The organism is Mycetocola miduiensis (assembly GCF_900115155.1).
In the GTDB taxonomy this organism is placed as follows: Bacteria; Actinomycetota; Actinomycetes; order Actinomycetales; family Microbacteriaceae; genus Mycetocola_A; species Mycetocola_A miduiensis.
Map to the genome: position 1 here is coordinate 534,223 of NZ_FOVM01000001.1, position 26,428 is coordinate 560,650.

The following is a 26,428-nucleotide window of genomic DNA, read 5'->3' on the forward strand; positions in this document are numbered from 1 at the left end:
CGGGCAAGAACACCCGGCACACCGGATGGTCTTGTCCGCAACGGGTGTTTTCGCCTCGTGAGCACGTGAACCCAAAGCCCCTGAATAGGCCGAAGATTCGAAATAGGAGAGAGTAGTCCCGTGACCAGTCCGAAGTGGTGGGATGTCGCGGTGGCGGCGACGATCCTCATTGTCGCCACGACCGTGGGGATCGCCGGCGACGGCCCCGAGCGGTGGGGCGCCTGGGTCGCCCTGGCACTGCTCGGCGTCACCTACTACGGCTTCGGTCGCCGGCTCGTCGGCGCAGCGGACCGGAACCCGCCGCCCCGCTCGATGGCACCGAGCATCGTCCTGCAGGTGGCCCTCAGCCTCATCCTCGCCGTCGGCGCCGCATTCCAGCCGAACATGCTCACCGCGCAGGTCATTGTCTTCCCTCTTCTCTGGGTGACTTCGCTGAGCACGAAGCAAGCGGTGCTCGCCAACATCGGGGCGGCATCGGTCATCACGGTCGGTTTCATCGTCGGCATCGGCGGAGGCATCGATGGAATCATCCAGGGCCTCTTCGTCGGCGGGCTGTCGCTCGCGTTCAGTGTCGCCTTCGGCCTGTGGATCACGAACATCGCCGAGTACGGCGAAGAGCGCCAGCGCCTGCTCGACGAACTGAAGGCGGCTCAAGGCGAACTGGACCTGCTGAGCCGGGATGCCGGAGCGACCGCCGAACGGGAACGCATCGCCCGCGACATCCACGACACGATCGCGCAGAGCCTGACGAGCATCGTGATGCTCGCGCAGCGCGCCAGGCTGGAGCAGCCCACCACGGACGCCGCCCTTGAGCTGATCGAGACAACCGCCCGTGAAGCGCTCAGTGAAGCCCGCTCCCTCGTTGCCGTGAACGCCGGGCTTCCGCACCGGGACGGTTCCCTCGCCGACACTCTCGCCAGACTCGGCGAGCGCTTCACCCGTGAGACAGGCGTCACTGTCACGACGGATGCCGCGCACACCGAACTGCCCCGTGACCTCGAGGTCGTGCTCCTGAGGTGCGCCCAGGAGGGGCTCGCGAACGTGCGGAAACACGCCGACGCGCGCGCGGCATCCGTCACCGTCGCCCAGACACCGGGCAGCGTCAGCCTCCGCATCACCGACGACGGGCGCGGGCTCGGCGGCTTCCAGCCCAGCGATGAATACGGCTTCGGGCTGAGCGGCATGCGCGACCGGGTCGGGCTGGTCGGCGGAACGCTCACCGTGACGGATGCCTCGACCGGCTCAGGAACCGAACTCACCATCACCATCCCCCTCGTGAAGGACGCAGCACCGTGACCGCACTCCCCATCCGGGTGATCGTTGCCGACGATCACCCGATCGTCCGCTCCGGGATTGCGTCCCTGCTCTCCCTCGCCGACGACATCGAGGTCGTCGCCGAGGCAGCGAACGGGGCGGAAGCCGTGGCTCTTGCCCAGGAACACCGGCCGGACATCGTGCTCATGGACCTCCGGATGCCCGTCGCCGGCGGTGCTGAATTGGACGGCGCTGAGTTGGACGGCGCTGCGGCGACCGCGCGCATCATCGAGACCGTGCCGGGCACTCGCGTACTCATCCTCACCACCTACGAGACCGATGACCACATCCTCGGCGCGATCGAAGCAGGGGCGAGCGGTTACCTGCTCAAGGCCGCGCCACAGGAGGAGATCCTCGCCGGGGTGCGGAGTGTTGTCGGCGGCCAGACAGTGCTCGCCCCGGCCATCGCGGCGAAACTCGTGGCGCGGATGCGGCAGGATAAGCTTCCCGCCCGCCCGAAGCTCAGCACGCGAGAACTCGAAGTGCTGCGGCTCGTCGCGGCGGGCGACAGCAACCCGGTCATCGCTAAACGCCTGTTCATCAGCGAGGCCACCGTGAAGACGCACCTGCTGCACGTGTTCGAGAAGCTCGGCGTCTCTGACCGCACACGTGCCGTCACCCTCGCGCTCGAGCTCGGCGTGCTCTAGCTCGGATCAAGGACGCGCGAGGGCAAAAGGGTCGCAAAATCCGCGCGTTCGGGCTGTTCTCGGTGCTTAAATGGCTTTTCGCGCAATCCGGGGTGCGCTGGTTAGCATGAGGGCATGCGCGCCCTCCAGTTCCGCGAGCCGATCGACACCGAGCGGCTGGCCCTGCGCCTTCAGACGGATGCCGACATCGACGCGGTCTACTCGTGGCAGTCGCGGGCGGATGTCTGCCGGTACCTCCTCTACGAGCCTCGCGATCGCAAGACGGTCGCCGCGAGGCTGGCCGAGGATTCTCGGCGCACGCGGCTCGAGGCGAACGGCGATTACCTGCAACTCGCGGTGGAACGCCGGGCGGACGGCCGGGTGATCGGTCAGATGTATTTCACCGTCGACAACGCCGAGTACTCGACACTCGAGATCGGCTGGGTCTTCCATCCTGACGTGGCCGGGCAGGGTTACGCGGCCGAAGCGGCCCGGGCGCTCCTCGCCCTCGGCTTCGAAACGATGGGGGCGCACCGCATCCTGGCGTCGCTCACGCCCGAGAACACGGCATCCGTCCGGCTCTGCCTGCGCCTCGGCATGCGTGAAGAGGCGCACTTCGTCGAGGACATGTTCATCAAGGGTCGCTGGGAAGACACCGGCGTCTACGCCATCCTCGACCGGGAATGGTCAGCGAACCGCGGCTGAGGCCGCCGGTGCCCGCAGGCTGGCCAGGACCAGGGCGGCGCCGACGGCCAGCGCGGCGGGGACGGTGCCGAACACCAGGGTGGGCTCGAACACGGTGGTGATGACGAGGACCGCCAGCGCTCCGCCCAGTGCGATGCGGGCGCCGGATACCGGCAAGAACATCGACACGACCAGCAGAGCGGATGCCGCGGCCAGCAGCGCGGACGGCCCGGCCATCACGTCAGCCCAGGCGCCTGCGGGCGGCTGACCGTCGCCGGGCCGCGGCGCTCCAGCCACGAGCGAAGCGACGACCACGAACGCAGTGCCGGCTATGCCGATCCCCGCGAGCAGTCGCCGTTCCAGGAACATCAGGAGAATCAGCGCCGCAGCGAAAAGGATCAGCCCGGTGAAGAAGCCGAGGACCAGGCCAGGCACGAGGTAGCCGATGCCGTCGGCGCAGTAGTACGCGCCAGGGTCGTCATCCCCCATCGCCAGAAAGCTGCAGTAGAGATGCATGCGGTCCCGCAGAAAGGCGATCGCCGCCATGGACAGCGGGATGACGAGGACCATGCCGGTAAGGACTGTCACGCCCATCGCCAGCCAGGCCCGCGCACCGTTGCTCATGAGCTCATGAGCTCATGAGCTCATGAGCTCAATCTAGCCGGATGTTGTAGGCCGAAGCAGAAGGGATCGACGTCGAAGGCGCCCGAATGCCGGGGTCAACGCGCAGGGGGTCACACCGTTCACAGCCGGGGTTGAGATGATGAAGCCATGGGTACAGCTCCTCGCACGGCCGTGATCGGCGCCGGCACCCGACTCAAGAGCTGGCTTGCTAACCCCCGGCTCCTTCTCGCCATCAAGACCTCCATCGCCGTGGGCCTCGCCTGGGTGATCGCCCATCTGGTCCCCGGCGTCGCCGATGAGTATCCGTACTACGCACCGCTGGGGGCGCTGATCAGCGTGTCCCCGACGCTCATGAGCTCGGTTCGACGGGGTGCCCAGACACTCGCGGCACTCGCCATCGGCATCCTGCTGGCCGGTGCGATCATCATCTTCTGGGAACCGAACGTGTTCACGATCTCGGTGGCCGTCGGGGCCGGCGTGCTCATCGCCGGAAGCCGCTGGCTCACCGCGGGTGGCGAATATGTGGCGGTGGCCGCGCTCTTCGTACTCATCATCGGCGGGCAGAACGCTGACGCTTACTCGATCGGCTACCTCGTGCAGATGAGCGTCGGCATCGCCGTAGGCCTCATCGTGAACGTGACCATCCTCCCCCCGTTGAACTTCAGCGGCGCGGCGATCCAGCTCATCGAGTTCCGGTCGCAGCTGTCGTCACACCTGCACGACATCGGCAAGGCGCTCGTCGAGAGCTGGCCGCCCGAACACGAAGACTGGGCCAGCCGCAGCGGAACCCTCGTCGACACCGCAGACCGAGTGCGCGAGGCGGTCGCGGAGGCCGACGAAAGCCGCAAGCTCAACCCACGGGCGAAGCTGCATCGCCGGAACCTCGAGAAGGACTACGAGGACCTTTCTTCCCTCGAAACGATCACGTTCCACGTGCGGGACCTCACCCAGGTCCTCGCCGCGGCGATCTGGGAGAGCCCGTTCCCCGCCGAGCTTCCGCAGAAGCTCCGGGAGCCACTGAGCGACACGATTCACGCGGTCGCCGATGCGCTGACCCTGCGCAACGCCGATGAAGACGTCGGCGAAGCGGTCGAGGTGGCCGAGGAGGCGCTCCGGATCCTGCTCGAGCGCCTGGACCAGCAACGCGACGTCGACCCGTCCGCACTCAGCCCGGCGGCGACCGCCGCGATGGACCTCCGCCGCATCCTCGCCACGCTGCAGGAGGCAACCGCTACCGCCCACGCGTGATCAGGCGGGTGCGGGCCCCGTCGTGCTTCCCCGCCGAAAGCGCACGTCGAAGCTGACGGGGTCTGGTGTACGCCCGGCGAGCAACTCGACGATGGCCCGACCTGCCGCTGCCCCTTTGTCCTGCGATGGCTGCCACACCGTGGTCAGCGAGCGCTCGAGACCGTCGACGCGGATGCCATCGAACCCGACGACGCTCAGGTCCTCCGGCACGCGGATGCCGAGTTCCTCGGCCGCAGCGAGCACTCCAGCAGCGAGAAGGTCGCTCTGGGCGAGGATCGCGGTCGGACGATCCGCCGCCGGCACGTCCAGCAGCGCCAGTGCCGCCTCACGGCCCGCATCGCTCCTGCTCGCCCCAGCGATCCAGCCGCCGACCCCCGGATAGACATCCCGAGCGCCGGCGATTCGCTCAAGGGCTGTGGTCACTGTGCCACCCGCTTCGCGCTCGGCCGTGAGGGGACCGACCCTGCGATCCCGGCCGAGGGCGAGCGTGACGAGCGCGACCCGCGTGTGACCTAACTCCCTGACGTGCTCGGCAAGCAGCCTGGCACCCCCGCGGTTGTCGACGCTGATCGTGTGCACGTCCGCGTCCGGCGGTCCCTCGATCTGGACAATCGGGATGTTGCGGCGCCGCATCCCCTCGAGCGTGCCGAGCGCGTCGGCATTGCACCCCACCAGGACGACCGCGTCGACCGGCGCATCGGTGACGTTGACGTATCCGCTGCCCGGATCGTGGTCAGGCAGCAGCAGGAGCCCGGCTCCGATCGCGCTGATCTCCTCGGCCAGCCCGTCGAGGGTCTGGATGAGCACCGGGTCGCGGAACGAGACCCCGATCCGGGCGGGAATCAAAGCGCCGATGATGCCACTGCGCCCGCGGCGGAGCGACTGGGCGAGCGGATCGGGCCCGCCGTAGCCCAGCTCGGCGGCGGCCGCGAGAACTCTCGCGCGGGTGTCGTCAGACACCGGCCCGTGGCCGCTGAAGGCGAGTGAGGCCGTCGAAGCAGACACCCCGGCACGCGCCGCGACAGCGGCCAACGTCGGGCGGCCTTCAGCGCGGTTTCCCGCGGATGCCCCCTTATCGCGCTTCATACGCTCCCTCGGTGATCGGCACCGTTCTTGACCGGTGCTGGCGTCTCGGCTAGCTTAGGCGAGAACGACTCGAATCGATTCGATCCCTCGTTTCTCCTCCAACAAACCACGAATTGATATGGCTTCCTCCGTGCACATCGAATCCGCGCTTCGCCCCCGTCGGGAACTCGTCGCCTGGCGGAACGCCATCTTCGTCATCTTCACGCTCTCGGGCTTGAGCATCGCCACCTGGGCGGCCCGGCTCCCCGAGATAAAAGCCAACCTCGACGTCTCGACCGGGTCGATCGGCATCCTGATCCTCGGCATGAGCGCCGGGTCGATCCTCGGCCTGATGGCATCGGCGTGGCTGATGGTGCGACTGGGAGCCCGGTCGGGCATGGTGTTGTCGCTCGGCTTCGTCGCCGTCGGCCTCGTCCTCATCGGCATCGGTGCCGGCGTCGTGTTCTCACCCGCCGTCGTCTTTGTCGGGCTCGCGCTGTTCGGATTCGGCAACGGCAGCGTCGACGTCATGATGAACGTCGAGGGGGCCGCTGCCGAGACCGAACTGGGCAAGACCGTCCTGCCGCTGATGCACGCGTGCTTCAGCCTCGGAACGGTGATCGGCGCTGGGATCGGCGCCGCAGCATCCGCCTTGGCAATCGGTATCGTCTGGCACGCAGGGGGCATAGCCGTCCTCATCGCCGTCGCCGTGATAACCGCTGTGCGCTTCGTTCCGGTCCGCGAGGAGCTCGGCGATGACACCCCAACCCATTCGCACAAGGCGGATTGGGTGACCCGGCTGCGTGCCAACCTTTCTGTCTGGGCGGATCTGCGCCTCATCCTCATCGGCGTCATCATGCTCGGCATGGCGTTCGCCGAGGGCAGCGCCAACGACTGGCTCGCGCTCGCGGTCGTCGAGGGTCACGGGCAGTCGGCGGCGACCGGCGCCATCGTCTTCGGTGTGTTCGTCTCGGCGATGACCGTCGGTCGGGTGGCCGGGGGCCCGCTCATCGACCGCTTCGGCCGGGTGCGCGTGCTCCAGGTGTCTGCGGTGTCTGCCGCGCTCGGGCTCGTCGTCTTCATCCTCGGGCCGAACCTGTGGATTATCATCGTCGGGACCGTGTTCTGGGGGCTCGGCAGTGCACTCGGCTTCCCGCTCGGCATGTCGGCGGCCGCAGAGGGCAAGAATGCGGCCGCACGGGTGAGCGCTGTCGCGATGATCGGCTACCTGGCGTTCCTCGTCGGCCCGCCACTCATCGGGCTGCTCGGTGATGCGATCGGGCTACTCAATGCCCTTTTCTTTGTGCTCATCCTCGTGGTCTTCTCCGGGCTGGCCTCACCCGCTGCGCGAGAGCAAAGAGCGAAGCCGTAGCCGTTCATCCGGCGCAGATGTCGAGAAAGATTGTCCAAAACCGGCATCCGTGACGGACGAACCCAATGACGGACCGCTCATGATCCCGGGCTACACTCGTCGAGTGCGTTTGGTGATTGCGAAGTGTTCCGTTGACTATGCCGGTCGGCTCTCGGCGCACCTTCCCCTCGCGACGCGGCTGCTCATGCTCAAGAACGACGGCAGCCTGCTGGTGCACTCCGACGGCGGCAGCTACAAGCCTCTCAACTGGATGAGCCCTCCCTGCACGCTGAGTCTGGTCGAGCCGGACGAGGACCAGGCGGATGCCGGCATCACTCAGCTCTGGAAGGTCACCCACGCAAAGACCGGCGACCAGCTGATCGTGTCGGTTTACGAAGTCTTCTCCGACACCGCACACGAATTCGGCGTCGACCCCGGCCTGCAGAAGGATGGCGTCGAAGCGCACCTGCAGAAGCTCCTCGCGGAGCAGATCGACCTGCTCGGAGACGGCCACACCCTTGTCCGCCGCGAATACATGACCGCCATTGGACCGGTAGATATCCTCGCGCGGGACTCGTCGGGGGCCTCGGTGGCGGTCGAGTTGAAGCGCCGCGGCGACATCGACGGCGTTGAGCAGCTGACCCGCTACCTGGAGCTCATGAACCGCGACCCGCACCTTGCCCCAGTCCGGGGAGTTTTCGCGGCCCAGGAGATCAAACCACAGGCCCGAACGCTCGCGGAAGACCGCGGAATCCGCTGTTTAGTGCTGGATTATGACTCGATGCGAGGCCTTGACAACGCCGACGGCCGACTGTTCTGATGTATCTCCCGCTCGCGGGAAATGTCGTTTCGACCGCGGAACTGCTTACTATGGAGTCCTCATGTCTATTTCATCTCCCGAACTCGCGGGCACAGGCTCTCTAGCCGTCATTCGCACCTGGTCAACCATCCTCTTCGACCTCGATGGCACCATTACCGATTCGGCACCTGGAATCATGGCGCGACTGGGTAAGATGTTCGCTTCTCTCGGGCGCCCCGTTCCGTCCGACGATGAGCTCGTGCACTGGGTCGGCCCGCCGATGCTCGAGTCCCTTGAACTCCGCGCAGGCATGACCCCGACCGAGGCGCTTGAGGCGCTCATGGTCTACCGGGGCATCTCTGAAGAAGACGGGCCGTGGAGCGGCTCGGCCGTTTACCCGGGCATGGCCGGGCTGATCAAGCAGGTCGCGGCGACAGGCATCCCCACGGCTATCGCGAGCAGCAAGCCTGAGTCCCAGATCCACGCCGTTCTCGGCCACTTCGGCCTGAGCGACTACTTCACGGTGATCTGCGGGGCATCTGAGGACGAGACGCGGAGCGCCAAAGCGGATGTCGTCGAGGAGGCACTCGTACGGTTCAACGCCGAGGGGATCGACACCACGCACGTCGTACTCGTCGGCGACCGTCACCACGACGTCGAGGGCGCTGCCGTTCACGGCATCCCGACCATCATGGTCGAGTGGGGCTACGGCTCACCCGCTGAGGCAACCCACGCGATGGCGGTCGTGCACTCGACCGACCAGCTCGCCAAGCTGCTCCTGGGCTAAGAACCCGCGCCGGCAAACCCTCTCGGCATCCTCCCACCGCCGCCACCTAGGCTCGCATCATGACAGACGGACTGTGGTGGGTGCCGTCCCTCATCGTCTTCGGCACCGCTGGCATCGCCGTAGCGGTTGGCATCCGGCTCGGCGCAGCCCGGCGCCGACGATTGGGCGCTGCCCGCCAGGACGCCCTTGCCGCTCTCCAGCAGCAGGCAGGCATCACACTGGTGCGCACGGACGACCTCGTGCATTCCGCCGAGGACGAGGTGGCCTTCGCGGCCGCCGAATTCGGGGATGCCGCCGTGAAGGACTTCGCACGCACCGTGGCATCCGCGCGCGAACAGTTGCGCGAGGCGTTCCACCTGCACCAGAAGCTCGGTGACGAAACCCCCGACAGCGAGTCGCAACGACGCCGATGGAGCGAGCGGATCGTCGAGCTGTGTACCGAGATCGACCATCGCATCGGCGAGCACACCGCGAACCTTGACGCGCGGCGGTCGCTAGAACGCAACGCTCCAGACCGGCTCAGCGAACTCCGTGAGGCGATCACAGCGACCGAAGGCCAGGTCCCCGAGATCGAGTCGACGCTCGGACGCCTCGCCTCCACCTACGCCCCATCGACTTTCGCTTCGGTGGCGGATGCTCCGACGCGCGCTCGCGACGCCCTCGCCGAGGCGCGTGCGGCCCTCGCGCAGGCAGAGTTGCGCGTGTCGGCCAGGGCGGCATCCTCGGAGTATCTGGATGACGCGTCACAGCACCTGCTCACTGCACGGCACGCGCTCGACGGGGTGACACGGACCGCATCCGGGCTGGACTCCGCAAGCGTCGAGCTGACCGCGTCGATCGGTCGCATCCAAAGCTCCGTCGAGGACGCATGGAGCCAGCGCGACACCGCGGATGTCCCCGACGCGGTCAACGCGATCTCGGCTGGCATCGCCATCGCGTCCGGGGCGCTCACCCGCGTGAGCGACCACTCGACCCTGCCTGACCCGCTTGCCAGGCTCGACCTGCTCAGTGAGGCTGAGTTCCGCCTCGACTCCGCGCTGTCGACCGCACGAAGTCGCAAGCAGCGCATCGATTCTGCCCGCGAAGCGCTTCGCGGTGCGTTGTTCTCGGCTCGCAGTCATCTCGGCGTCGCATCGACCTTCATCGCCGCGAACCGCTCACGGGTGGGGCCGGATGCCCGCACCCGGCTCGCCGAGGCGGAGCGCCAGCTCGCCCTGGCGGAAGCAGCGGACGACCCCGTCGACGCGCTCGACATCGCGCGCCGGGTGTCACGCCTCGCTCAGGATGCCGATGCCCTCGCCCGCTATGACGCCGGGCCACGTAACGCCCCGCCCAAACACTGACGCGGCATCCGGCTCACGCATGAATGCGGCGTGATTTCGCCCTCGGACGAGGGTAAACAGGTGAGAACATCTCATTAAATAGCGGTTTCACGCATTTTTTCACCCCCAATTCGGGATTCGCTTCACGCTCGATTTTTGCGCGCGACTTTTCGCTGTTCCCAAACGGGGTACGTGGGCCCGGACTCTCGCGGCCGGGCGTACTGGGGAAAAACCGCGAGTTTCCGGCTTCTAACCGAGCGTAACATCGCGTCGCCCCTCCGACGACACGCCCGGGATTCAGGAGTCGGTCCCCCGTTCGACGGACCGGCGTGCTCAGAAACGCCGCTCCATTAGCCCGTTGATACGCATGGTTATAGTTCGAATCGTACGTTGAACGACGACCCGAAAGACGTTGAACGGACATCGTGACCATATCCATGGTCGAAGTTGAATGATGACCGGGGTCCAGCCTTGAATCGTGTAGAACGCAATCGACTCGTCGTCGACAATTTGCCCCTCGTGGGCTACCTCGTCTCCGAGGTGTGTGCTGCAGCCAGCCATCTCTCTCGCGACGATCTCGCCTCTGCAGGCGCCATCGCGCTGATCACCTCGGCGGACTCCTTCAACCCGGACCTCGGCGTGCCGTTCGGTGCGTTCGCACGCAAGCGCATCCTCGGTGCGTTCGCCGATGACATGCGCTCAAGCGACTGGGCGACCCGCGGGGCGCGTCGTCGCATCAAAGAGACTACGGCCGTTCAGGACTCCCTCACCGCCGCCCTCGGGCGCAAACCCAGCGTCGACGAGATGGCTTCAGCACTCGGCGTCGATCGCGAAAGCGTTCTCGCCGGCCTTGCCGATGCTGCGCGCACGGTGACAACGCTCGACGGCCTCACCACCGAGTACCTCGCCGCCGACATCCCGCTCCCCGAGGAGTCTCTTCTCGTCGCCGAACGCCTGACTTACCTGCGAGCAGCGGTCGCCGCACTGCCGGCGAGCATGCGGTACATCATCGAGCAGATCTACTTCGAAGACCGAGCGGTCAAGGACCTCGCCGCCGAGCTCGGCATCACCCACTCTGCTGTGTCGCAGCAGCGGGCAGAAGCTGTCCGCCTGATGCGCGACGGCATGGCGACGCATTACTCCGATGTGCCGAGTCCTGAGATCGTTCCCGAATCCCGCATCTCCCCGGTGCGGCGGATGGCGTATCTTTCCGGAGTTTCCGAGCAGATCCTGCAGGCGACCCGCCCGCCTGCCGTCGTGCTCGGCTGAGGGAGCATCCCTCCAAATTTCTTCTAACGGATGCTTACGCCCGTGACGTCGCGGCCGATAGCTGTTGGTGAACACACCGGACCATGGATGGGCCGGGTCACCACCCAATCACGGAGGAAAACACCATGGGTATGCAGATCAACACCAACGTTTCGGCACTTAACTCGTACCGGAACCTCTCCAACACGCAGAACGACCTCTCGAAGTCACTGGAGAAGCTCTCCAGCGGCCTCCGCATCAACCGCGCAGCGGATGACGCAGCCGGCCTCGCGATCTCCGAGGGCCTGCGCTCGCAGGTCGGCGGGCTCAAGATGGCTGCCCGCAACGCCCAGGACGGCATCTCGGTCATCCAGACCGCTGAAGGCGCACTGACTGAAACGCACTCCATCCTGCAGCGTCTTCGCGACCTTGCAGTCCAGGCTGGTAACGACTCGAACAACACTGAGTCGCGCGAGGCGATCTCGACGGAAGCCGACCAGCTCGTGTCTGAGCTGGACCGTCTGTCCACGTCAACGAACTTCAACGGCATCCAGCTGCTCGATGGCACCAAGTCGTCGCTGAGCTTCCAGATCGGTGCAGACGGAGGAGACGACAACCAGATCGCTGTCGACCTCACCTCGGCAAACGTCAGCTCCATCGCAGCGGAACTGAAGAACGGTACGCTGGCCGCCGTTGGCACGTCGTTCGCCTTCGATGACACCACTTCAGGTGCTATTGACGGCATGGCTGCCTTCTCCTTCGCTTCAGGTGTTGGTACACCAGTTGAGAAGACTGTGACGGTTGACCTCAGCGCTGCGACGATCACGAGTGGCGACGAGCTCGTGGCCGCGCTCAACGCGGACACGAACTTCTCCACGAACTTCACCGCTACCGTGGTCAAGGACGCCAACGGCGTCGCGACCGGCTTCAACGTTCGTGCAAACGACGGTTCCACCGTGGACGCAGCGACCTCGACTGCCGACAACGTGACCACCATCACGGCAGGTGCAGCTGTTACGGGTGGACTCGACTTCAGCTCCGCAGCATCCGCGAAGCTGTCGATCGAGAAGCTTGACGAGAAGATCGAGGCAGTCTCGACCGCTCGCGCCAACCTCGGTGCTGTGCAGAACCGATTCGAGTCGACCATCAACAGCCTCAACGTGTCGAGCGAGAACCTGACCGCCGCTGAGTCCCGCATCCGCGACACCGACATGGCGTCCGAGATGGTCAACTACACCCGTGCGAACATCCTGTCGCAGGCCGGTACCGCCATGCTCGCGCAGGCGAACCAGTCCAACCAGGGCGTTCTGCAGCTCCTCGGCTAAACCGGGTCCTAAACAACGCCCGGCGGCAGCCGAGCAGAAACTGGACCTTCTGCATCGGCCGCCGCCGGGCGTTTCCGGCACCCAACATCAACGACGGGATCACGAATGGGACTCGCACTCGACGGGCTCGCGAGCGGCCTCGACACCACCGCCCTCATCAACTCGCTCATGCAACTCGAGGCGATCCCCCAGTCGCTCCTCAAGACCAAGGTCGCGGGCACCCAGTCCGTCATCACTGCCCTGCAGTCCCTCAACTCAAAGATCGCGGCGCTCGGCACCCTCGCCACAACTGCATCAAAGCCCGATGCTCTCGCGGTGTTCTCGGCGACCAGCACGTCGGACAAAGTCTCTGTAACCGTGGCGAAGGGCGCGACCGCTGGCAATATCGACGTTGTCGTCGACAAGCTCGCGCAACCCCAGACCACCGTGTCTGCGGCCCTGACGGCTTGGCCGGAGAATACCCTGACTCTCACCAACACTGACGGCGTCGACACCGTCATCACCGCCGCATCGACCTCGCTCGATGACATGGTCAAGGCCGTCAACGCCGCCAATGCCGGCGTCACGGCCACGAAGGTCGCCTCCGGCAAGGATGCCGTCACCGGCGAACCGCAATACCGGCTGCAGTTCTCGGCGTCTGAGACAGGAGCCGCCAACGCGTTCACTCTTTCAGGTACCAGCGCCGCGATGAGCACAATCTCCTCCGCGCAGGACGCTGAAGTGACCCTGTGGAAGGGCACTCCCGCCGAGCAGGTCGTCACCTCGTCCACCAATACGTTCACGGACATCCTTTCCGGCGTCTCGATCACGGCCAAGGCCGCATCAAGCGACGCGGCAAGCATTTCCGTCACTCGTGACGCTGGAGCCGCGACGAAGACAGCCAGGGACTTCGTCGGTTCGCTCAACGAAGTGTTCGCCCTCATCTCCACCAAATCGGTCGTCACCACAACGACGACAAACGGCGTCACATCGGTCAACGGGGGTGTCTTCACCGGCGACAGCACCGTGCGGAGCGCCAAACAGTCACTCCTGAGCGCAGCCTCAGCACCGGTCAATGGATTGTCCCCTTCCGAGATCGGCATCAGCATCACGAAGACCGGGGTGATCGAGTTCGACGCTGACGTATTCGCGAAGGCACTTTCGGACGACCCGACCAAGGTCGAATCGATGATGCAGGCCCTCGCAACCCGTGTCGCCGAAGCAGCCACGCAAGCCTCCGACAAGTACGACGGCACCCTCACGTCGAAGATAACCGGCCAGGAGTCCCTCACGAAAAACCTAAGCGGTCAAATCGAGGAGTGGGACACCCGTCTCGAGAACCGCCGGGCCACCCTCTCGCGCATCTACTCTGCCATGGAAGTCAGGCTCAGCGCGCTCAACGCGCAGTCGTCGTACCTCACCTCACAACTCGCATCACTGAGCACAGGAACCATGAAATGACATTGACCAACGACTTTGCAGCCCAGCGCGCGAAGTACAACCGCGACGCCATTCTGTCCGCCACTCCCGGAACGCTCCTCACCATGCTCTACGACCGCCTGCTCCTCGATCTCGGCCGTGCCGAGGCTGCACAGGAGCGCGAGGACTGGGACGTCGCCCGCGAGAACCTGCTGCACGCCCAGGACATCGTCGCTGAGTTGTCGTCGTCGCTGAAAGTTGACGCCTGGGACGGTGCCTCCGCCCTGTTCGGCCTGTACACCTACGTCTCAGGGCTACTGGTCACGGCCAACATCCACCGCAACATCACCCATACCCGCGAGTGCATCAGCGTTCTCGAGCCACTTCGCGAGGTCTGGTACGTGGCCGCCGCCGACGTACCAGCTGAGCGCCCGAGAATGGCATCGAGCGGGATGCTCGGCATTGGCTGACCAGCCCGACTCGGCCTGGCCCGCCCTCCTCGACGAGATGGAGGCCGACCTCCACAGGAGTTTCGACCCGGAGGAGTCGCTCCCCTGGACGCCGCCCGCCGATGCAGGCCCACTTCCCGAGCACCTGTTCGACCGCGCCCGTCGCGTTTACGACGCCCAACAGCGCGCCATCGCCGCACTGACCGACGAGCAGGCATCCGTCGCCAGGCACCTCTCCGCACTTCGGACCGTCCCATCCACGGCGGCCTCCGGTCGATCCGTTTACCTCGACGTCGTCGGTTAGACATCAACTCACCGGCATCCGCTTCTTACCAAAACGGATATCGCGCCGATAGCTAAGGGTGAGCACGGATTGCTCACCCCTCAGGCCACGGATCGGCCGCGCTGTTTCTTCTTCACGAATCGGGTAATCGTGTTCGAATCCGTGTCCTCCGCTGCGCTCTCCAGCGCCCTCGACGGGCTCTCCATGCGCCAGCGCGCCATCGCCAACAACATCGCCAACGTGAACACACCCGGCTACACCGCCCAGCGGGTGTCATTCGAGGATGCCCTCGCCGCGTCCGTGCGCAACGGGAGCGGCGCCACGACCGCGGTTGTCCAGCGATCGCTTGAACCCACAGATCTCCAGGGCAACAACGTGAACCTCGACACGGAAACGCTGTCGAACATCGACACCGTGCTGCGCTACCAGTTCGCGGCGCGTGCCGTCGAGGGAACCTTCACGAGCGTCCGCTCCGCAATGAGGACCAGCTGATGACATTCGACGCAATCGGCATCGCCGGCTCGGCGCTTACCGTGCACCGCAAGTGGCTCGACGCCGTCTCCGACAACCTCGCCAACGCCAACACCGTGACCGGCACAGACGGCGACGCCTTCCAGGCCCGATACGTTCTCGCGCAGGCGGGCGAGGGAACATCCGGCGTGTATGTCGCCGGTGCCGCATATGGCGACCCCGAGGGCAGGATGGTGCACCAGCCGGACCACCCGCTGGCGGACGCCGACGGCTACGTGCGCTACCCGGATATCGACATGGCGTCCCAGATGGGACAGCTCATCATGGCGCAGCGCGGCTACCAGGCCAATGCTGCCGTCGTCGACCGGGCCAAGGAAACCTACCAAGCTGCAATTCAGATCGGACGTTCCTGATGCCCATCGACTCCCTCTCAGCACTCCAGGGTGTTGCAGGATCCGGCTACCTCGCGAACACGAAGCCTGCCACGACCGACGGCTCCGCCTTCGCCTCCGTCCTCGGCGGCGCCATCGACAACGTCCAGGGCCTCCAGTCGGCGTCGAGCGAACTCGCCGTGAAGGCCGTTACCGGCGACCTCAACGACATCCACACGGCCACCATCGCCTCCACGCGCGCACAGGTGACCCTCGAGCTCGTCGCCGCCGTGCGCAACAAGGGCGTTGACGCGTTCAACGAGATCATGAGGATGCAGGCTTAATGCCCCAGCAGATCACCTCCGCTTTCGGCCGGCTCATGGCAGCCGTCCGGAGCTTCAGCCTTGCCCAGCGGACCATCGCCATTCTCGGTGTCGCCGTGCTCGCGCTCGGCATTTTCGCGTTGTCGGCGTGGCTCATGAAGCCCGCGTACACCCCGCTCTTCTCCGGCCTCAGCGCATCGGATGCCTCGACCATCGTCGAGCAGCTCCAGACCAACGGCGTCGACTACGAGCTCGCCAACGGCGGCGCCACGATTCTCGTGCCCGAGCAGAATGTCTACGCCGAGCGCCTCACTGCCGCTGCAGCCGGGCTGCCGTCGTCGAGCACCGGCGGTTACTCGCTGCTCGACGAGATGGGCGTCACGTCCTCTGAGTTCCAGCAGTCTGTCACCTACAAGCGCGCGCTCGAAGGCGAACTGGCGTCGACCATTTCGGCGCTCGAGGGCGTCACGACGGCGTCCGTCCGGCTGGCCATCCCCGAGGAAACCGTCTTCGTCTCTGAGAAGAGCAACCCGACGGCATCCGTTTTCGTGGAGACGAAGAACGGCGTCACACTGTCTGCCGAGCAGGTCCAGGCGATCACCCACCTGACCTCGGCGTCGGTGGACGGCATGAACGCGGTGGATGTCGCTGTCATCGACGCCAAGGGCACCGTGCTCTCGGCCGTTGGCGTCGGTGCCACAGGGACCGCGGCGCAGCAGACGACGGACTACGAACAGCGGGTGCGCTCATCGGTGCAGGCCATGCTCGACCGGATCGTCGGCCCGGGCAACTCGACCGTCATCGTTGCCGCCGGGGTCAATCTCGAGTCCGCTGAACGAGTCGAGGAGTCATTCACGACCCCAGAGAACGCACCGATTCTCACCGAGTCGTCATCGACCGAGAACTACACCGGCGGAGCGGGCGGAGCGGCTGGAGTGCTCGGCCCTGACAACATCGCCGTGCCAGGCGGCGCGACCGGCAACGGAAACTACACCTCCGAATCGGCGACGAAGAACCACGCGATCGACAAGGTGACCGAGTCCCGCGTCATCCCGGCCGGTTCCATCGAGCGCCAGACCGTCTCGGTTGCACTCAGCGCCGACGTGGCCAAGGGCATCAACGTCAATGACATCTCGGCGCTCGTCTCCTCCGCAGCCGGCATCGACACAGTCCGCGGCGACGAAGTGACGGTCGAAGTCGTCAACTTCACGACCTCCGCGGCGGACGAGGCCGCCGCGGCAATCGCTGCCACCGAGAAGGCCGCTGCCGACGAGCGAACCAACGAGCTGATCCGCACCGGCATCATCGCGGCCGCCCTTCTCATCGCGACGGCGATCGTCCTCCTCATCATCCGCGCTCGGCGCATCCGGGAAGAAGCCGAGTCGGCCCTTTCCTCACTGGAGGCCGGAGAGTTCAGGGACCTTGTGATGACAGATGCAACAGAGGTGCTGACCCCCCTCCCCGACTCACTTTCGGTATCCGCTGGGCCCACGCCAATCGACCGCACTCGCGCCGAGATCGGCTCGCTCGCCGAACGGAACCCCGAGAAGACCGCAGCCTTCCTCCGAGGCCTCATGGATGAGAAGCAGCCCGTATGACGCCCGCAACCACCGAACTGACCGGCACCCAGAAGGTCGCCGTTGTGCTCATGAACATGGAGCAGCAACAGGCCGTCCTCGTGATGAAGCAGTTCTCTGACGCCGAGGCCGAAGAGATCACCGCCGAGATCGTGCGGATGAAACGGGTGGAGTCCTCGGTCGCAGAACAGACGCTGGCCGAATTCCACGAGCTCACCGTCCTGGACCGGGTCAACGCACGCGGCGGGAGCGACGTGGCCACTGGCCTTCTCGAGGCGTCCTTCGGATCCGAGCGCGCAGCCGGGGTCATGAACCGGGTAACGGCATCCATGGCTGGGCGTTCTTTCGAGTTCCTCAACACCGCAGAGCCGTCTCAGATCGTCAGCCTGCTCGAGGGCGAGCTCCCCCAGACCATCGCCCTGGTCCTCGCCCACCTCAGTCCAGGGCTCGCGTCGGCCACGATGGGCGGACTCTCCGATTCGCTCCGCACCGATGTCGCCGAGTGCATCGCCGCTATGGGTCCCGCTGCACCCGAGGCCGTCCGGATTGTCGCCGGAGCGCTCCGGGTGCGCTCGAGCGGTGTCGTTGCCACCCGCGCCTCGGCCGACATCGTCGGCGGCGTCCGGCCCCTCCTCGACATCATCAACCAAAGCGACGTCGCGACGGAGCGTGCCTTGCTTGCCGGGCTCGAGGAACGCGACCCCGAACTCGCGGAGGAGATCCGCGCCCTCATGCTGACCTTCGCCGACATCGTGAAGCTTGAGCAACGCGACGTCCAGATGGTGCTCCGAGGCACCGATCCGACCAGCCTCGCCCTCGCCATGAAGGGAGCACCAGCTGCCGTCATCGAGACGATCCGCGCCAACCTGTCGGAGCGTAACCGCGAGTTGCTCGATGACGAGACCGCGAACATGGGGCCCGTACGTGTTTCGCAGGTGGACGAGGCACGTGCCGACATCGTTCGTGCGATCCGTGACATGGAAGCGGACGGCCGGATCGTGCTGTCTCGGGCGGACGACGACCTGTATGTTGACTGAACTCGCCTTTTCAGCAGTCTCGCTCCCGAGCCTCAGCCACCCGGATGCCGAGCGAACCGAGAGGCAGGCACGCACACGCGGCCATGCCGCCGGGTACGCCGCCGGCTTGCGGGCTGCTGAGAAAGAGCTGCGCGAAAGGCAAACCGTTCTCGAGGCAGAACATGCAGAGCTGCTGCGTGCCGGACGCGTCCGTATCGAGCGGGCGCTCGAAGCTCTCGCCGCGGCGACGCGAGCCGCCGATGCCCGGGCGCTGCCGGTTCTGCGGGAGTCGGAGGCGACCCTCGCGGCCGCCGCCATCGACCTTGCCGAGGCGATTATCGGCCACGAACTCTCCGATGGCGACCGGGCGGCCCGGGCGGCTCTCGGCCGCGCCCTCGGCGCTGTCCCGTCCACCGACCTGACGAGCATCCGGATGAACCCGAGCGACCTTGCGCTAATCGATCCGGACCTTCGGGACGGGGCCGGGGTCGACCTCGTCGCGGATGCCACCCTTCACCCAGGCGACGCGCTCGCGCTCCTGCCAGACGGCTACGTCGACGCCCGAATTGGTACCGCACTCGACCGTGCGCGCGCCGCGCTCCTCGGAAGTTCCTCGTGAGCGAGCCGTGGCGCCCGCGCGCCGAGCACTTCGGGTCAGCGTTGCTCGCCGCCCGTCCTGAACGCGTCGGCACCGTCACATCCGTCGTCGGGCTCGCTGTCGAACTCCGCGGGCTCGACAGCGCCGTCGGCGATCTGGTCACGCTCGGCGACGACGTGAACGCGGAAGTCGTCGCAACCAGCCGGGACGGCATCCGATGCATGCCGCTCGGCCGGATGACAGGCATCAAGGTCGGCGCTCCTGCCCGGTCGCACGGTCGCCCTCTCCTCGTGCCGACGGGATCCGGTTTGCTCGGCCGGGTGCTCGACGGGCTCGGTCGCCCGATCGACGGCAAAGGTTTGTTGCAGGTGGAGCGGAGAGTGTCGCTCGACCGAGAAGCGCCGTCGTCCATGGAACGCGCCCGCATCGACACGCCGCTGCAACTCGGCGTGCGGGTGCTCGATGCCCTCACCACCGTCGGCAAGGGCCAGCGCATGGGCCTCTTCGCCGGGTCCGGTGTCGGAAAGTCGTCGCTTCTGTCGATGATCGCCCGCGGAACCGACGCAGCCGTCTCCGTAATCGCCCTGGTCGGCGAGCGCGGCCGCGAGGTGCGCGAATTCCTCGAGGACGACCTCGGCCAGGAGGGCCTGGCGCGCTCAGTCGTCGTCGTCTCCACCTCGGACGACCCCGCCCTCCTGCGCCTCCGCGCCGCATTCACCGCCACACGCATCGCCGAATCCTTCCGTGAACGGGGCGAAGACGTGATGCTGATGATGGACTCACTCACCCGCGTCGCCATGGCGCAGCGCGAGATCGGCCTCTCGGCCGGCGAACCTCCGGCCACCCGCGGCTACCCGCCATCAACCTTCTCGGTACTGGCACGACTCCTCGAACGCGCCGGAACGGATGCCGTCGGCTCGGTGACTGGGATGTACACGGTCCTCGTCGACGGTGACGACCACAACGAACCGATCGCGGATGCCGCCAGGTCGATCCTCGACGGGCACGTAGTTCTGGATCGAAAACTAGCCGTGACCGGTCACTTTCCTTCGGTGCAGGCCCTCGAGTCGATCTCCCGCGTCGCATCTCGGGTCAACCCGCCGGAGCACACCAGGCAGGCGGCGTTCTTCCGCCGGGTGCTCGCGGCCCGCAAGGGTGCGCAGGACCTCATCGACGTCGGCGCCTACCAGCGGGGCACCAACCCGCTCGTCGACGCCGCTCTCGACAACGACGGGGCGATCCAGTCCTTCCTGCAGCAGCGGATGGACGAACAGACTCCCGCGCACGACACCTGGGACCACCTGATCAGGCTCAACCGACTTCTTGGAGGATCAGCATGACTCGAACGTTTTCACTGGCCGGCTTGCTGCGACTGCGCCGGATTCGCGAAGACCAGGCTGCGGGCAGCCTCGCCGCGGCCAACGCGCGTGTTCGCGAGAACGCCGAGCGGACCGCCCGGGTGCGCAGCTCGCTCGACGAGAACGGAACCGTCGTCTCGAACACGGCCGCGCTCCACGCGGTGAGCACGGCGCGCGCCTCCTCGCGCAGCATGCTCGCCGAGTTGAACGCCCTCGCCGTGCTCCGGCAATCCGCAGCCGACGAGTCCGCTGCCGAATTCGCGGCGGCCCGCTCACAGTCCGTCCGCATTGAGAAGCTCGAGCTGCGGCACGGCGAACGCGTGGCACAGCAGGACCTGCACGCCGAACAGATCGTGCTCGACGAGATCGCATCCCGCTCCTGGTTCCAGGCGAAGGGTGAAGCGACAGCATGAGCATTCTCGAAGCGACCGGCCGCATTGCCGAAATCCAGTCCACCCTCGTCGGGCTGACGCCGGGCGCCAGGGCGAGCAACGCCAAACCCACCGCCCCCACTCCGGCCTCCACCGACTTCGCAAAAGCCCTCTCGACCATCACCGGAACGACCAAAGCGGATGCTGTCAGCACCCCGCTCCCGACGGGCGACGCCACCGGTACCGATGTCGTCGCAACGGCAAAGAAGTACCTCGGCGTGCCGTACGTCTTCGGCGGCGAGGATTCCACCGGCATGGACTGCTCCGGCCTCGTGCAGCGGGTATACGCCGACCTCGGCATCGACCTGCCCCGGGTCGTTCCCGACCAGGCCAAGGTCGGCACCGAAGTCGGCTCACTCGCCAATGCCCAGCCGGGCGACCTCATCGTCGCCAAAGGCAGCGGTCACATCCTCATCTACGCCGGGAACAACCAAGTGATCCACGCGCCGCGACCGGGCACCAGCGTGACGCTCACCGAGAACTGGCGGAAGGACTCCGACATCGAGACGATCCGCCGCCTCGTTCCGTCTACGGCGGCCGCTCCGGCCGCGGCATCCGCCGGAAACATCGACTCGTTTCTCGCTGCCACACAGCGGGCTGCATTGACCGGAGGCTCCTGGTGACCCTCATCTCGGCTCCATCGTCAGCTCGGACGGCGTCGACCGGGCTACCCGCGGCGGGTAACCCGGCAGAAGCGGGAGCCTTCGCTTCGGTTCTCAAAGGCGTTCTCCAGGCGGATGCATCCGCCGATGCACCGGTGAACCCCGACGCGGCCACCGGTGACCAGGGCCCCTCGGCGAGCGCGCCGGCCCTGGCGCTCATGGCCTTGCCCGCCGGCGAGTCCGTTCCGAATGCCGAAAGTGGTTCGGCGGGGACCGGGGTTGCCGGAACAACGGATGCCGACCCGTCGGTGAACGCTTCCGTCGTTGTCGCGGGCACGGCAACCGCGCCGACAATGGCACCGGAGTTGGCAGCACCCGCCGCCCACGCGTGGCCTGCCACTGGGATAACACCCCCGGCAGTTCAGGATGCTCAGGCGGCGAGTCCCGCTCTCACCGCCGCGCAGCCCGCGTCGCCGGGCGCTGACGACCCAGCACTCGCGGACAACCCGGCGGGAGAGGGCGTTCCGCTCGACCCGGCGCTTGCGGCGACAACGCCATCCGAACCGATTGCGAGCGCAGCACCGGCTGCGCTGTCCCCCTCCGCGCAGCCGATGTCCGTGCAGAACCCATCGGCACCCGAAACGGCGGCGGCCACGCCCGACGCCGGCTCCCCGGCACCGCAACGGACTACAGCATCGGGACCAATAGCGGGAACACCGGCTCCGAACGGCACGCGTGGAGATGCCCCCGGCGCGACGTCTGCGCCGGCGTCGGCCGCGAACGGTCAGGACGGCCTCCCGACAGCGACCCCATCCAGTCCTGTGGCGTCCCACCCAGGCGAAGCGCCGGCATCCCTACGTGCGCCAGCTCTCGCCGGAAGCCAGCCAGCCGCCGCCGAACCGGTAGCGCAGGCACCAGCGCCCGTCGTCTCAGCGCCAACGGCCACCGCTCCGGCCGCTCCAACAGCTGCGCCGTCTGCGCCAGCACCCGCAGCGCCTCCTGCTCCCGCTCAGCCGTTGAACACCCAGTTGGCGCAGCCGCTGTTCAGCCTCGCCGGCGCCCGGCCCGGCGAGCACGTGATGACCGTGCAGGTGACCCCGGAGAACCTTGGCCCGGTCACCGTCCGCGCCGTCATCAGCGCGGACGACATCCGAATCGAGCTGTTCTCGCCGTCCGACGGCGGCAGGGATGCCCTCCGACAGATCCTGACCGACCTGCGCCGTGACCTCGCCGGTGGCGGCTTCTCGGCCTCACTCGACCTGTCGTCGAAGGACGCGCAGGACAGCAGGGACGAGCGGGCACCGGTCCGCGAACCCCTGAGGGACGACGCCGCGGTTCCCGCCCCGGTTCCCGAGCTGCGCTCCACGCACTCGGCGACCGCAACGTCCACCCTCGACATCACCGTCTAAAGAGAAGGAGAACGCCTGTGCCCATCGACGCGATAGCGCCAACCGATACCGCCGGCCTGTATGCGACCAGGGCCACGTCGGCTCCGAAGCAGGAGATGGACGGTGAATTGTTCCTCTCGCTGCTGGTCACCCAGCTGCAGAACCAGGACCCGAGCTCACCCATGGATACCAACCAGATGATCTCCCAGACGACCCAGCTGGCGATGATGGAGCAGGTCACCGCCCAGACCAAGACCGGCACCGAGAATTTCTCCCTTCAGATGCGCATGGCCGCCGCGGCGCTCATCGGTCAGGACGTCAGTTACACCGATGCTGACGGAACGACCGTCACCGGTGTCGCATCCGCCGTGTCCTACTCGGGGCCCGTCCCCCAGGTGACCATCGACGGTGTGACCGTCGCGCTTGACGCCATCGCCGGCGTGACCACACGCCCAACCGCCTCTTAACCACGACCAAAGGACTTTCTCATGCTCCGCTCTCTCTACTCCGGCATCTCCGGCCTCCGCTCACACCAGACCATGCTCGACGTCACCGGCAACAACATCGCCAATGTCAACACGGCGGGCTTCAAGGGCTCATCCGTGCAGTTCCAGGACACCCTCTCGCAGCTCGCGCAGGGTGCTGGCGGACCGCAGGCAGACGTCGGCGGAACGAACCCCGCTCAGGTCGGGCTCGGAGTCCAGGTCGCCGGCATCTCAACCAACTTCGCCCAGGGCTCGGCGCAGAGCACCGGCCGGGCCACCGACCTGATGATCTCGGGCGACGGCTTCTTCGTCACCAAACTCGGTGGCGAAACCCTCTACACGCGCGCGGGAGCGTTCGATTTCGACCCGCAGGGCAGGCTCGTCGACCCGAGCGGTGCCCTCGTCCAGGGCTGGGGCGCCGTCAACGGCCAGATCCAGGACGGCGGGGCCGTCGGTACCGTCACGCTGCCGCTCGGTGCGATCTCACCTGCGATCCCCACGACATCCGCGACCATGGGCGGCAACCTGCCCGACGACGCTGCCCTCGGCGCCGAACTGGTGCGTGACCTGCAGGTCTTCGACCAAACCGGCGAATCCCAGAACCTGTCGCTCGCCTTCACCCGCACCGCGACCGGCTGGGACGTCAACGACGGCACCGGGGTTGCCGGCACGATCACCTTCGCGAACGGAGCGCTCACCAGCGCCACGACGATCGGTGTCAACGGCGGAGGCGTGACCCTCGACGTCAGCAAGCTCACCGGATTCGCTGCGTTGAGCACTGCGGCGATCTCCGGGCAGGACGGCCGCAAGGCAGGCACGCTCGAGTCGTTCACGATGTCGAAGGACGGCACCCTCGTCGGGTCGTTCAGCAACGGCGCATCGCAGGCGGTCGGCCGCGTCTCGCTCGCCACGTTCGTCAACCCCGGCGGTCTTGAGAAGGCTGGATCCTCCAGCTACCGCGCCACGTTCAACTCGGGCACCGCTGAGCTCGGCACACCGGGCACCGCAGGGTTCGGCGCCATCGTGGCTGGTGCCCTGGAGATGTCGAACGTCGACCTCTCGCAGGAATTCACCAACCTCATCGTGGCCCAGCGCGGCTTCCAGGCGAACGCCCGCATCATCACCACCTCAGACGAGGTCCTCCAGGAGCTGACCAACCTCAAGAGGTAGCTCGTTCGGACGGATGGTGCGACATGCCGGTTCGGGCGAAGCCTGGACGGTGTCGCCCAAAGGATCCGCTTGGGTTGCGAGGCGATGCGGTGGGACGGGCATGTGGAATTGGCCGTCCCACCCGCCGCAACCGCTAACTCCACGGGCATTGTGGCCGACAGTATCCCCTGGAGGCTCATCCGAGCCCGCAAGCAGGGAAAGCCGATGATCGTAGTAACACGCCTGAACAACACTCAGTTCGCGATCAACCCCGACCTCATCGAGCGCATCCACGAGAACCCGGATACGACCCTGGTCACCGTGGACGGCGCCAAGTACATCGTCACCGAGTCGATGGCCGAAGTGATCGACATGATCGCGTCGTTCCGCGCCCGCGTGCTCATCCTGGCAAGTGAACCCCGCCGTGACGAACCAGCAAGGCCTGTCCGCATCCACCCAAGGGACAACTGATGGATCCAGCAACACTGATCGGGCTCGTCGTCGCGTTCGCCGCCCTTTATGCGATGCTCACGCTAGAGGGCGTCCACGTAGAGGCGATTCTCCTCCCGGCACCCATGATCCTCGTATTCGGGGCGACCATCGCCGTCGGAATCGCGGGTGGCACCCTCAAGGACTTCCTGCGGGCCGTCAAGGCGCTGCCCCGCGCGTTCAAGGGCAAGACCACTCCTCCACGGGATGTCATCGAGCAGGTAGTCGGCTTCGCGGAACGGGCGCGCAAAGATGGGCTGCTCGCGCTCGACCAGGAAGCAGAAAACGTCGACGACGACTTCCTCCGCCGCGCCCTGCAGAACATCGCCGACGGAACCGACGGCGAAGAGCTCAGGACCCTGCTCGAGGACGAAATTCACACGCGTGCGAAGGCAGACCGCGCCGCCGCCAGGTTCTTCACGAGCCTCGGCGGGTACGCCCCGACCATCGGCATCATCGGAACCGTCGTCTCGCTCGTTCACGTTCTCGAGAACCTCTCCAGTCCGGACAAACTCGGACCGATGATCGCCGCCGCTTTCGTCGCGACGCTCTGGGGCCTGCTCTCCGCCAACTTCATCTGGCTGCCGATCGGCTCGAGGCTCGCCAGGCTGTGCGATCTTGAGGTCGAGCGGATGACGCTGCTGATGGAAGGCGTTCTCGCCGTGCAGGCGGGCAGCCAGCCGCGGCTGCTCGGAGAGCGACTTCGGGCGATGGCCCCGGCGTACACCGTCCCGGAAGCGGCATGAGGTCGAGGGGTTCCCGCCGGAGCTTCGAGCCGGAGGAAGCCCACCACGTGGACGAACGCTGGATGGCGTCGTACATGGACATGGTGACGGTACTCATGTGCATGTTCATCGTGCTGTTCGCCATGTCAACAGTGGACCAGCAAAAGTTCGAAGAGCTCCGCAATTCACTGGCAGCAGGTTTCGGCGCGACCAAGAGCGAGTTCGCTGATACGGCGGATGGCGTCGTCGTCCCCCCGGAGCAGGTCGATGAGGACGGCGAAGGCTTCACGGATCTCGACATCGCGCAGATGGAACTCGACAACCTCACCGCCTTACGGGACAAGATCCAGACCAACCTGGCCGCACAGGGACTGCTCGCCACGGTCGAATTCGACATCGGCGAACGCGGGCTGACCGTCCGCCTGGTCAGCACCGAGACCTTCTTCGAGGCCAACAGCGACACACTCAGCACGAATGTGATCGCGGTCCTGGATGCCGTCGCGCCGCCGCTCGCCGAGTCTCCGTACAAGATATCGGTGGAGGGGCACGCGGACTACCGCGATCCGGGCGGGCAGTTCCCGACGAACTGGGAGCTGTCATCCGGTCGTTCGGTGCAGGTGCTCCGGCACCTGGTCGAGCAGCGCGCGATCCCCGCCGAACGGGTCGCCTCGGTTGGTTACGGCTCGGCGCATCCCCTTTCGACGGGTGCGACAGCGGACGAACTCGCCCTGAACCGCAGGGTCGACGTCGTCGCGCTCTCAGGCCAGCCCGAGTCGATTCGCCAGCTCATCCCCGGCCTGATCGCCGAATCGGCCGCGCCCGTCGTCGAACCAGCGGCGCCAACTTCTGAACCAGCGGCGCCAACTTCTGAACCAGCGGCACCAGCTTCCGATCATTAGCACATCCCGCTAACCTCGGCCCG

At 66.4% G+C, this 26,428-nt stretch carries 30 protein-coding genes; 28 read left to right on the plus strand and 2 right to left on the minus strand.

Annotated elements, in window-relative coordinates; translation table 11 throughout:
- Nucleotides 1-120 precede the first annotated feature (120 nt).
- From BM197_RS02595 to BM197_RS02605, 3 genes are all read left to right on the plus strand, one after another.
- The gene (locus BM197_RS02595) at nucleotides 121-1,296 is read left to right on the plus strand and encodes a sensor histidine kinase (protein WP_090708519.1); all 1,176 of its coding nucleotides are present in this window, start codon (nucleotides 121-123) and stop codon (nucleotides 1,294-1,296) included.
- A complete protein-coding gene (locus BM197_RS02600; protein WP_090708522.1) occupies nucleotides 1,293-1,961 on the plus strand; it encodes a response regulator in 669 nt (222 codons plus the stop codon). Before BM197_RS02595 ends, BM197_RS02600 begins: the two co-directional genes overlap by 4 nt.
- 114 nt (nucleotides 1,962-2,075) lie before the next feature.
- The gene (locus tag BM197_RS02605; protein WP_090708523.1) at nucleotides 2,076-2,645 is read left to right on the plus strand and encodes a GNAT family N-acetyltransferase; all 570 of its coding nucleotides are present in this window, start codon (nucleotides 2,076-2,078) and stop codon (nucleotides 2,643-2,645) included.
- Here the strand turns inward: BM197_RS02605 and BM197_RS02610 are convergent.
- A complete protein-coding gene (locus BM197_RS02610) occupies nucleotides 2,628-3,248 on the minus strand; it encodes a hypothetical protein (RefSeq protein ID WP_090708525.1) in 621 nt (206 codons plus the stop codon). The genes BM197_RS02605 and BM197_RS02610 overlap by 18 nt on opposite strands.
- A gap of 147 nt (nucleotides 3,249-3,395) precedes the next feature.
- Between BM197_RS02610 and BM197_RS02615 the strand changes: the two genes are divergently transcribed.
- On the plus strand, nucleotides 3,396-4,496 hold the full coding sequence (locus BM197_RS02615) for an FUSC family protein (protein ID WP_090708526.1): 1,101 nt from the start codon (nucleotides 3,396-3,398) through the stop codon (nucleotides 4,494-4,496).
- Here BM197_RS02615 and BM197_RS02620 read toward each other — a convergent pair whose 3' ends face one another.
- On the minus strand, nucleotides 4,497-5,582 hold the full coding sequence (locus BM197_RS02620; RefSeq protein ID WP_090708528.1) for a LacI family DNA-binding transcriptional regulator: 1,086 nt from the start codon (nucleotides 5,580-5,582) through the stop codon (nucleotides 4,497-4,499).
- A gap of 118 nt (nucleotides 5,583-5,700) precedes the next feature.
- Between BM197_RS02620 and BM197_RS02625 the strand changes: the two genes are divergently transcribed.
- The 24 genes from BM197_RS02625 to BM197_RS02740 all read left to right on the plus strand — a co-directional run bounded on the left by BM197_RS02625 (nucleotide 5,701) and on the right by BM197_RS02740 (nucleotide 26,405).
- Nucleotides 5,701-6,933 (plus strand): MFS transporter, encoded by a 1,233-nt coding sequence (locus tag BM197_RS02625; RefSeq protein WP_090708529.1) that lies wholly within the window; start codon nucleotides 5,701-5,703, stop codon nucleotides 6,931-6,933.
- Between the two features lie 103 nt (nucleotides 6,934-7,036).
- On the plus strand, nucleotides 7,037-7,732 hold the full coding sequence (gene nucS / locus BM197_RS02630) for an endonuclease NucS (protein WP_090708957.1): 696 nt from the start codon (nucleotides 7,037-7,039) through the stop codon (nucleotides 7,730-7,732).
- Between the two features lie 61 nt (nucleotides 7,733-7,793).
- On the plus strand, nucleotides 7,794-8,498 hold the full coding sequence (locus BM197_RS02635) for an HAD hydrolase-like protein (protein ID WP_090708531.1): 705 nt from the start codon (nucleotides 7,794-7,796) through the stop codon (nucleotides 8,496-8,498).
- A gap of 59 nt (nucleotides 8,499-8,557) precedes the next feature.
- Nucleotides 8,558-9,841, plus strand: coding sequence for a hypothetical protein (locus BM197_RS02640; protein WP_090708532.1), 1,284 nt, complete (start codon nucleotides 8,558-8,560; stop codon nucleotides 9,839-9,841).
- A 450-nt stretch (nucleotides 9,842-10,291) separates the two neighbouring features.
- On the plus strand, nucleotides 10,292-11,089 hold the full coding sequence (locus tag BM197_RS02645) for a sigma-70 family RNA polymerase sigma factor (RefSeq protein WP_090708534.1): 798 nt from the start codon (nucleotides 10,292-10,294) through the stop codon (nucleotides 11,087-11,089).
- 125 nt (nucleotides 11,090-11,214) lie between these two features.
- Entirely contained in the window at nucleotides 11,215-12,393 is a 1,179-nt protein-coding gene (locus BM197_RS02650) for a flagellin N-terminal helical domain-containing protein (RefSeq protein ID WP_090708536.1), read from the plus strand.
- Nucleotides 12,394-12,498: 105 nt separating this feature from the next.
- Entirely contained in the window at nucleotides 12,499-13,833 is a 1,335-nt protein-coding gene (fliD, locus tag BM197_RS02655) for a flagellar filament capping protein FliD (RefSeq protein WP_090708538.1), read from the plus strand.
- The gene (gene fliS, locus BM197_RS02660) at nucleotides 13,830-14,261 is read left to right on the plus strand and encodes a flagellar export chaperone FliS (RefSeq protein ID WP_090708539.1); all 432 of its coding nucleotides are present in this window, start codon (nucleotides 13,830-13,832) and stop codon (nucleotides 14,259-14,261) included. Before fliD ends, fliS begins: the two co-directional genes overlap by 4 nt.
- Nucleotides 14,254-14,544, plus strand: coding sequence for a hypothetical protein (locus tag BM197_RS02665; protein WP_090708541.1), 291 nt, complete (start codon nucleotides 14,254-14,256; stop codon nucleotides 14,542-14,544). The genes fliS and BM197_RS02665 overlap by 8 nt, the downstream gene beginning before the upstream one ends.
- 129 nt (nucleotides 14,545-14,673) lie before the next feature.
- A complete protein-coding gene (gene flgB / locus BM197_RS02670; protein ID WP_090708542.1) occupies nucleotides 14,674-15,015 on the plus strand; it encodes a flagellar basal body rod protein FlgB in 342 nt (113 codons plus the stop codon).
- Nucleotides 15,015-15,407, plus strand: a complete 393-nt coding sequence (locus BM197_RS02675; RefSeq protein ID WP_090708544.1) for a flagellar basal body rod protein FlgC — start codon at nucleotides 15,015-15,017, stop codon at nucleotides 15,405-15,407. The genes flgB and BM197_RS02675 overlap by 1 nt, the downstream gene beginning before the upstream one ends.
- Nucleotides 15,407-15,709 (plus strand): flagellar hook-basal body complex protein FliE, encoded by a 303-nt coding sequence (gene fliE / locus BM197_RS02680; RefSeq protein WP_090708546.1) that lies wholly within the window; start codon nucleotides 15,407-15,409, stop codon nucleotides 15,707-15,709. The genes BM197_RS02675 and fliE overlap by 1 nt, the downstream gene beginning before the upstream one ends.
- Nucleotides 15,709-17,286: a flagellar basal-body MS-ring/collar protein FliF gene (fliF, locus tag BM197_RS02685; protein WP_090708548.1), complete on the plus strand. Its 1,578-nt coding sequence runs from the start codon at nucleotides 15,709-15,711 to the stop codon at nucleotides 17,284-17,286. Before fliE ends, fliF begins: the two co-directional genes overlap by 1 nt.
- Nucleotides 17,283-18,302 (plus strand): flagellar motor switch protein FliG, encoded by a 1,020-nt coding sequence (gene fliG, locus BM197_RS02690; protein WP_090708550.1) that lies wholly within the window; start codon nucleotides 17,283-17,285, stop codon nucleotides 18,300-18,302. Before fliF ends, fliG begins: the two co-directional genes overlap by 4 nt.
- Nucleotides 18,292-18,900, plus strand: a complete 609-nt coding sequence (locus BM197_RS02695) for a FliH/SctL family protein (protein WP_090708553.1) — start codon at nucleotides 18,292-18,294, stop codon at nucleotides 18,898-18,900. The genes fliG and BM197_RS02695 overlap by 11 nt, the downstream gene beginning before the upstream one ends.
- Complete coding sequence (locus tag BM197_RS02700; protein WP_090708555.1) at nucleotides 18,897-20,219, plus strand: FliI/YscN family ATPase; 1,323 nt, start codon at nucleotides 18,897-18,899, stop codon at nucleotides 20,217-20,219. Before BM197_RS02695 ends, BM197_RS02700 begins: the two co-directional genes overlap by 4 nt.
- Complete coding sequence (locus tag BM197_RS02705) at nucleotides 20,216-20,650, plus strand: hypothetical protein (protein WP_090708557.1); 435 nt, start codon at nucleotides 20,216-20,218, stop codon at nucleotides 20,648-20,650. Before BM197_RS02700 ends, BM197_RS02705 begins: the two co-directional genes overlap by 4 nt.
- Nucleotides 20,647-21,291, plus strand: coding sequence for a C40 family peptidase (locus BM197_RS02710; protein WP_090708559.1), 645 nt, complete (start codon nucleotides 20,647-20,649; stop codon nucleotides 21,289-21,291). The genes BM197_RS02705 and BM197_RS02710 overlap by 4 nt, the downstream gene beginning before the upstream one ends.
- On the plus strand, nucleotides 21,288-22,679 hold the full coding sequence (locus tag BM197_RS02715) for a flagellar hook-length control protein FliK (RefSeq protein WP_090708561.1): 1,392 nt from the start codon (nucleotides 21,288-21,290) through the stop codon (nucleotides 22,677-22,679). The genes BM197_RS02710 and BM197_RS02715 overlap by 4 nt, the downstream gene beginning before the upstream one ends.
- A gap of 17 nt (nucleotides 22,680-22,696) precedes the next feature.
- Nucleotides 22,697-23,125 (plus strand): flagellar hook assembly protein FlgD, encoded by a 429-nt coding sequence (locus BM197_RS02720; protein WP_090708563.1) that lies wholly within the window; start codon nucleotides 22,697-22,699, stop codon nucleotides 23,123-23,125.
- Between the two features lie 21 nt (nucleotides 23,126-23,146).
- A complete protein-coding gene (locus BM197_RS02725) occupies nucleotides 23,147-24,313 on the plus strand; it encodes a flagellar hook protein FlgE (RefSeq protein ID WP_090708565.1) in 1,167 nt (388 codons plus the stop codon).
- A 204-nt stretch (nucleotides 24,314-24,517) separates the two neighbouring features.
- Nucleotides 24,518-24,763, plus strand: a complete 246-nt coding sequence (locus tag BM197_RS02730; protein WP_090708960.1) for a flagellar FlbD family protein — start codon at nucleotides 24,518-24,520, stop codon at nucleotides 24,761-24,763.
- Nucleotides 24,763-25,527, plus strand: coding sequence for a motility protein A (locus BM197_RS02735; RefSeq protein ID WP_090708567.1), 765 nt, complete (start codon nucleotides 24,763-24,765; stop codon nucleotides 25,525-25,527). The genes BM197_RS02730 and BM197_RS02735 overlap by 1 nt, the downstream gene beginning before the upstream one ends.
- A gap of 47 nt (nucleotides 25,528-25,574) precedes the next feature.
- Nucleotides 25,575-26,405 carry an OmpA/MotB family protein gene (locus BM197_RS02740; RefSeq protein WP_425435664.1) on the plus strand — a complete coding sequence of 277 codons (831 nt, stop codon included), beginning with the start codon at nucleotides 25,575-25,577 and terminating at the stop codon, nucleotides 26,403-26,405.
- Nucleotides 26,406-26,428 lie beyond the last annotated feature (23 nt).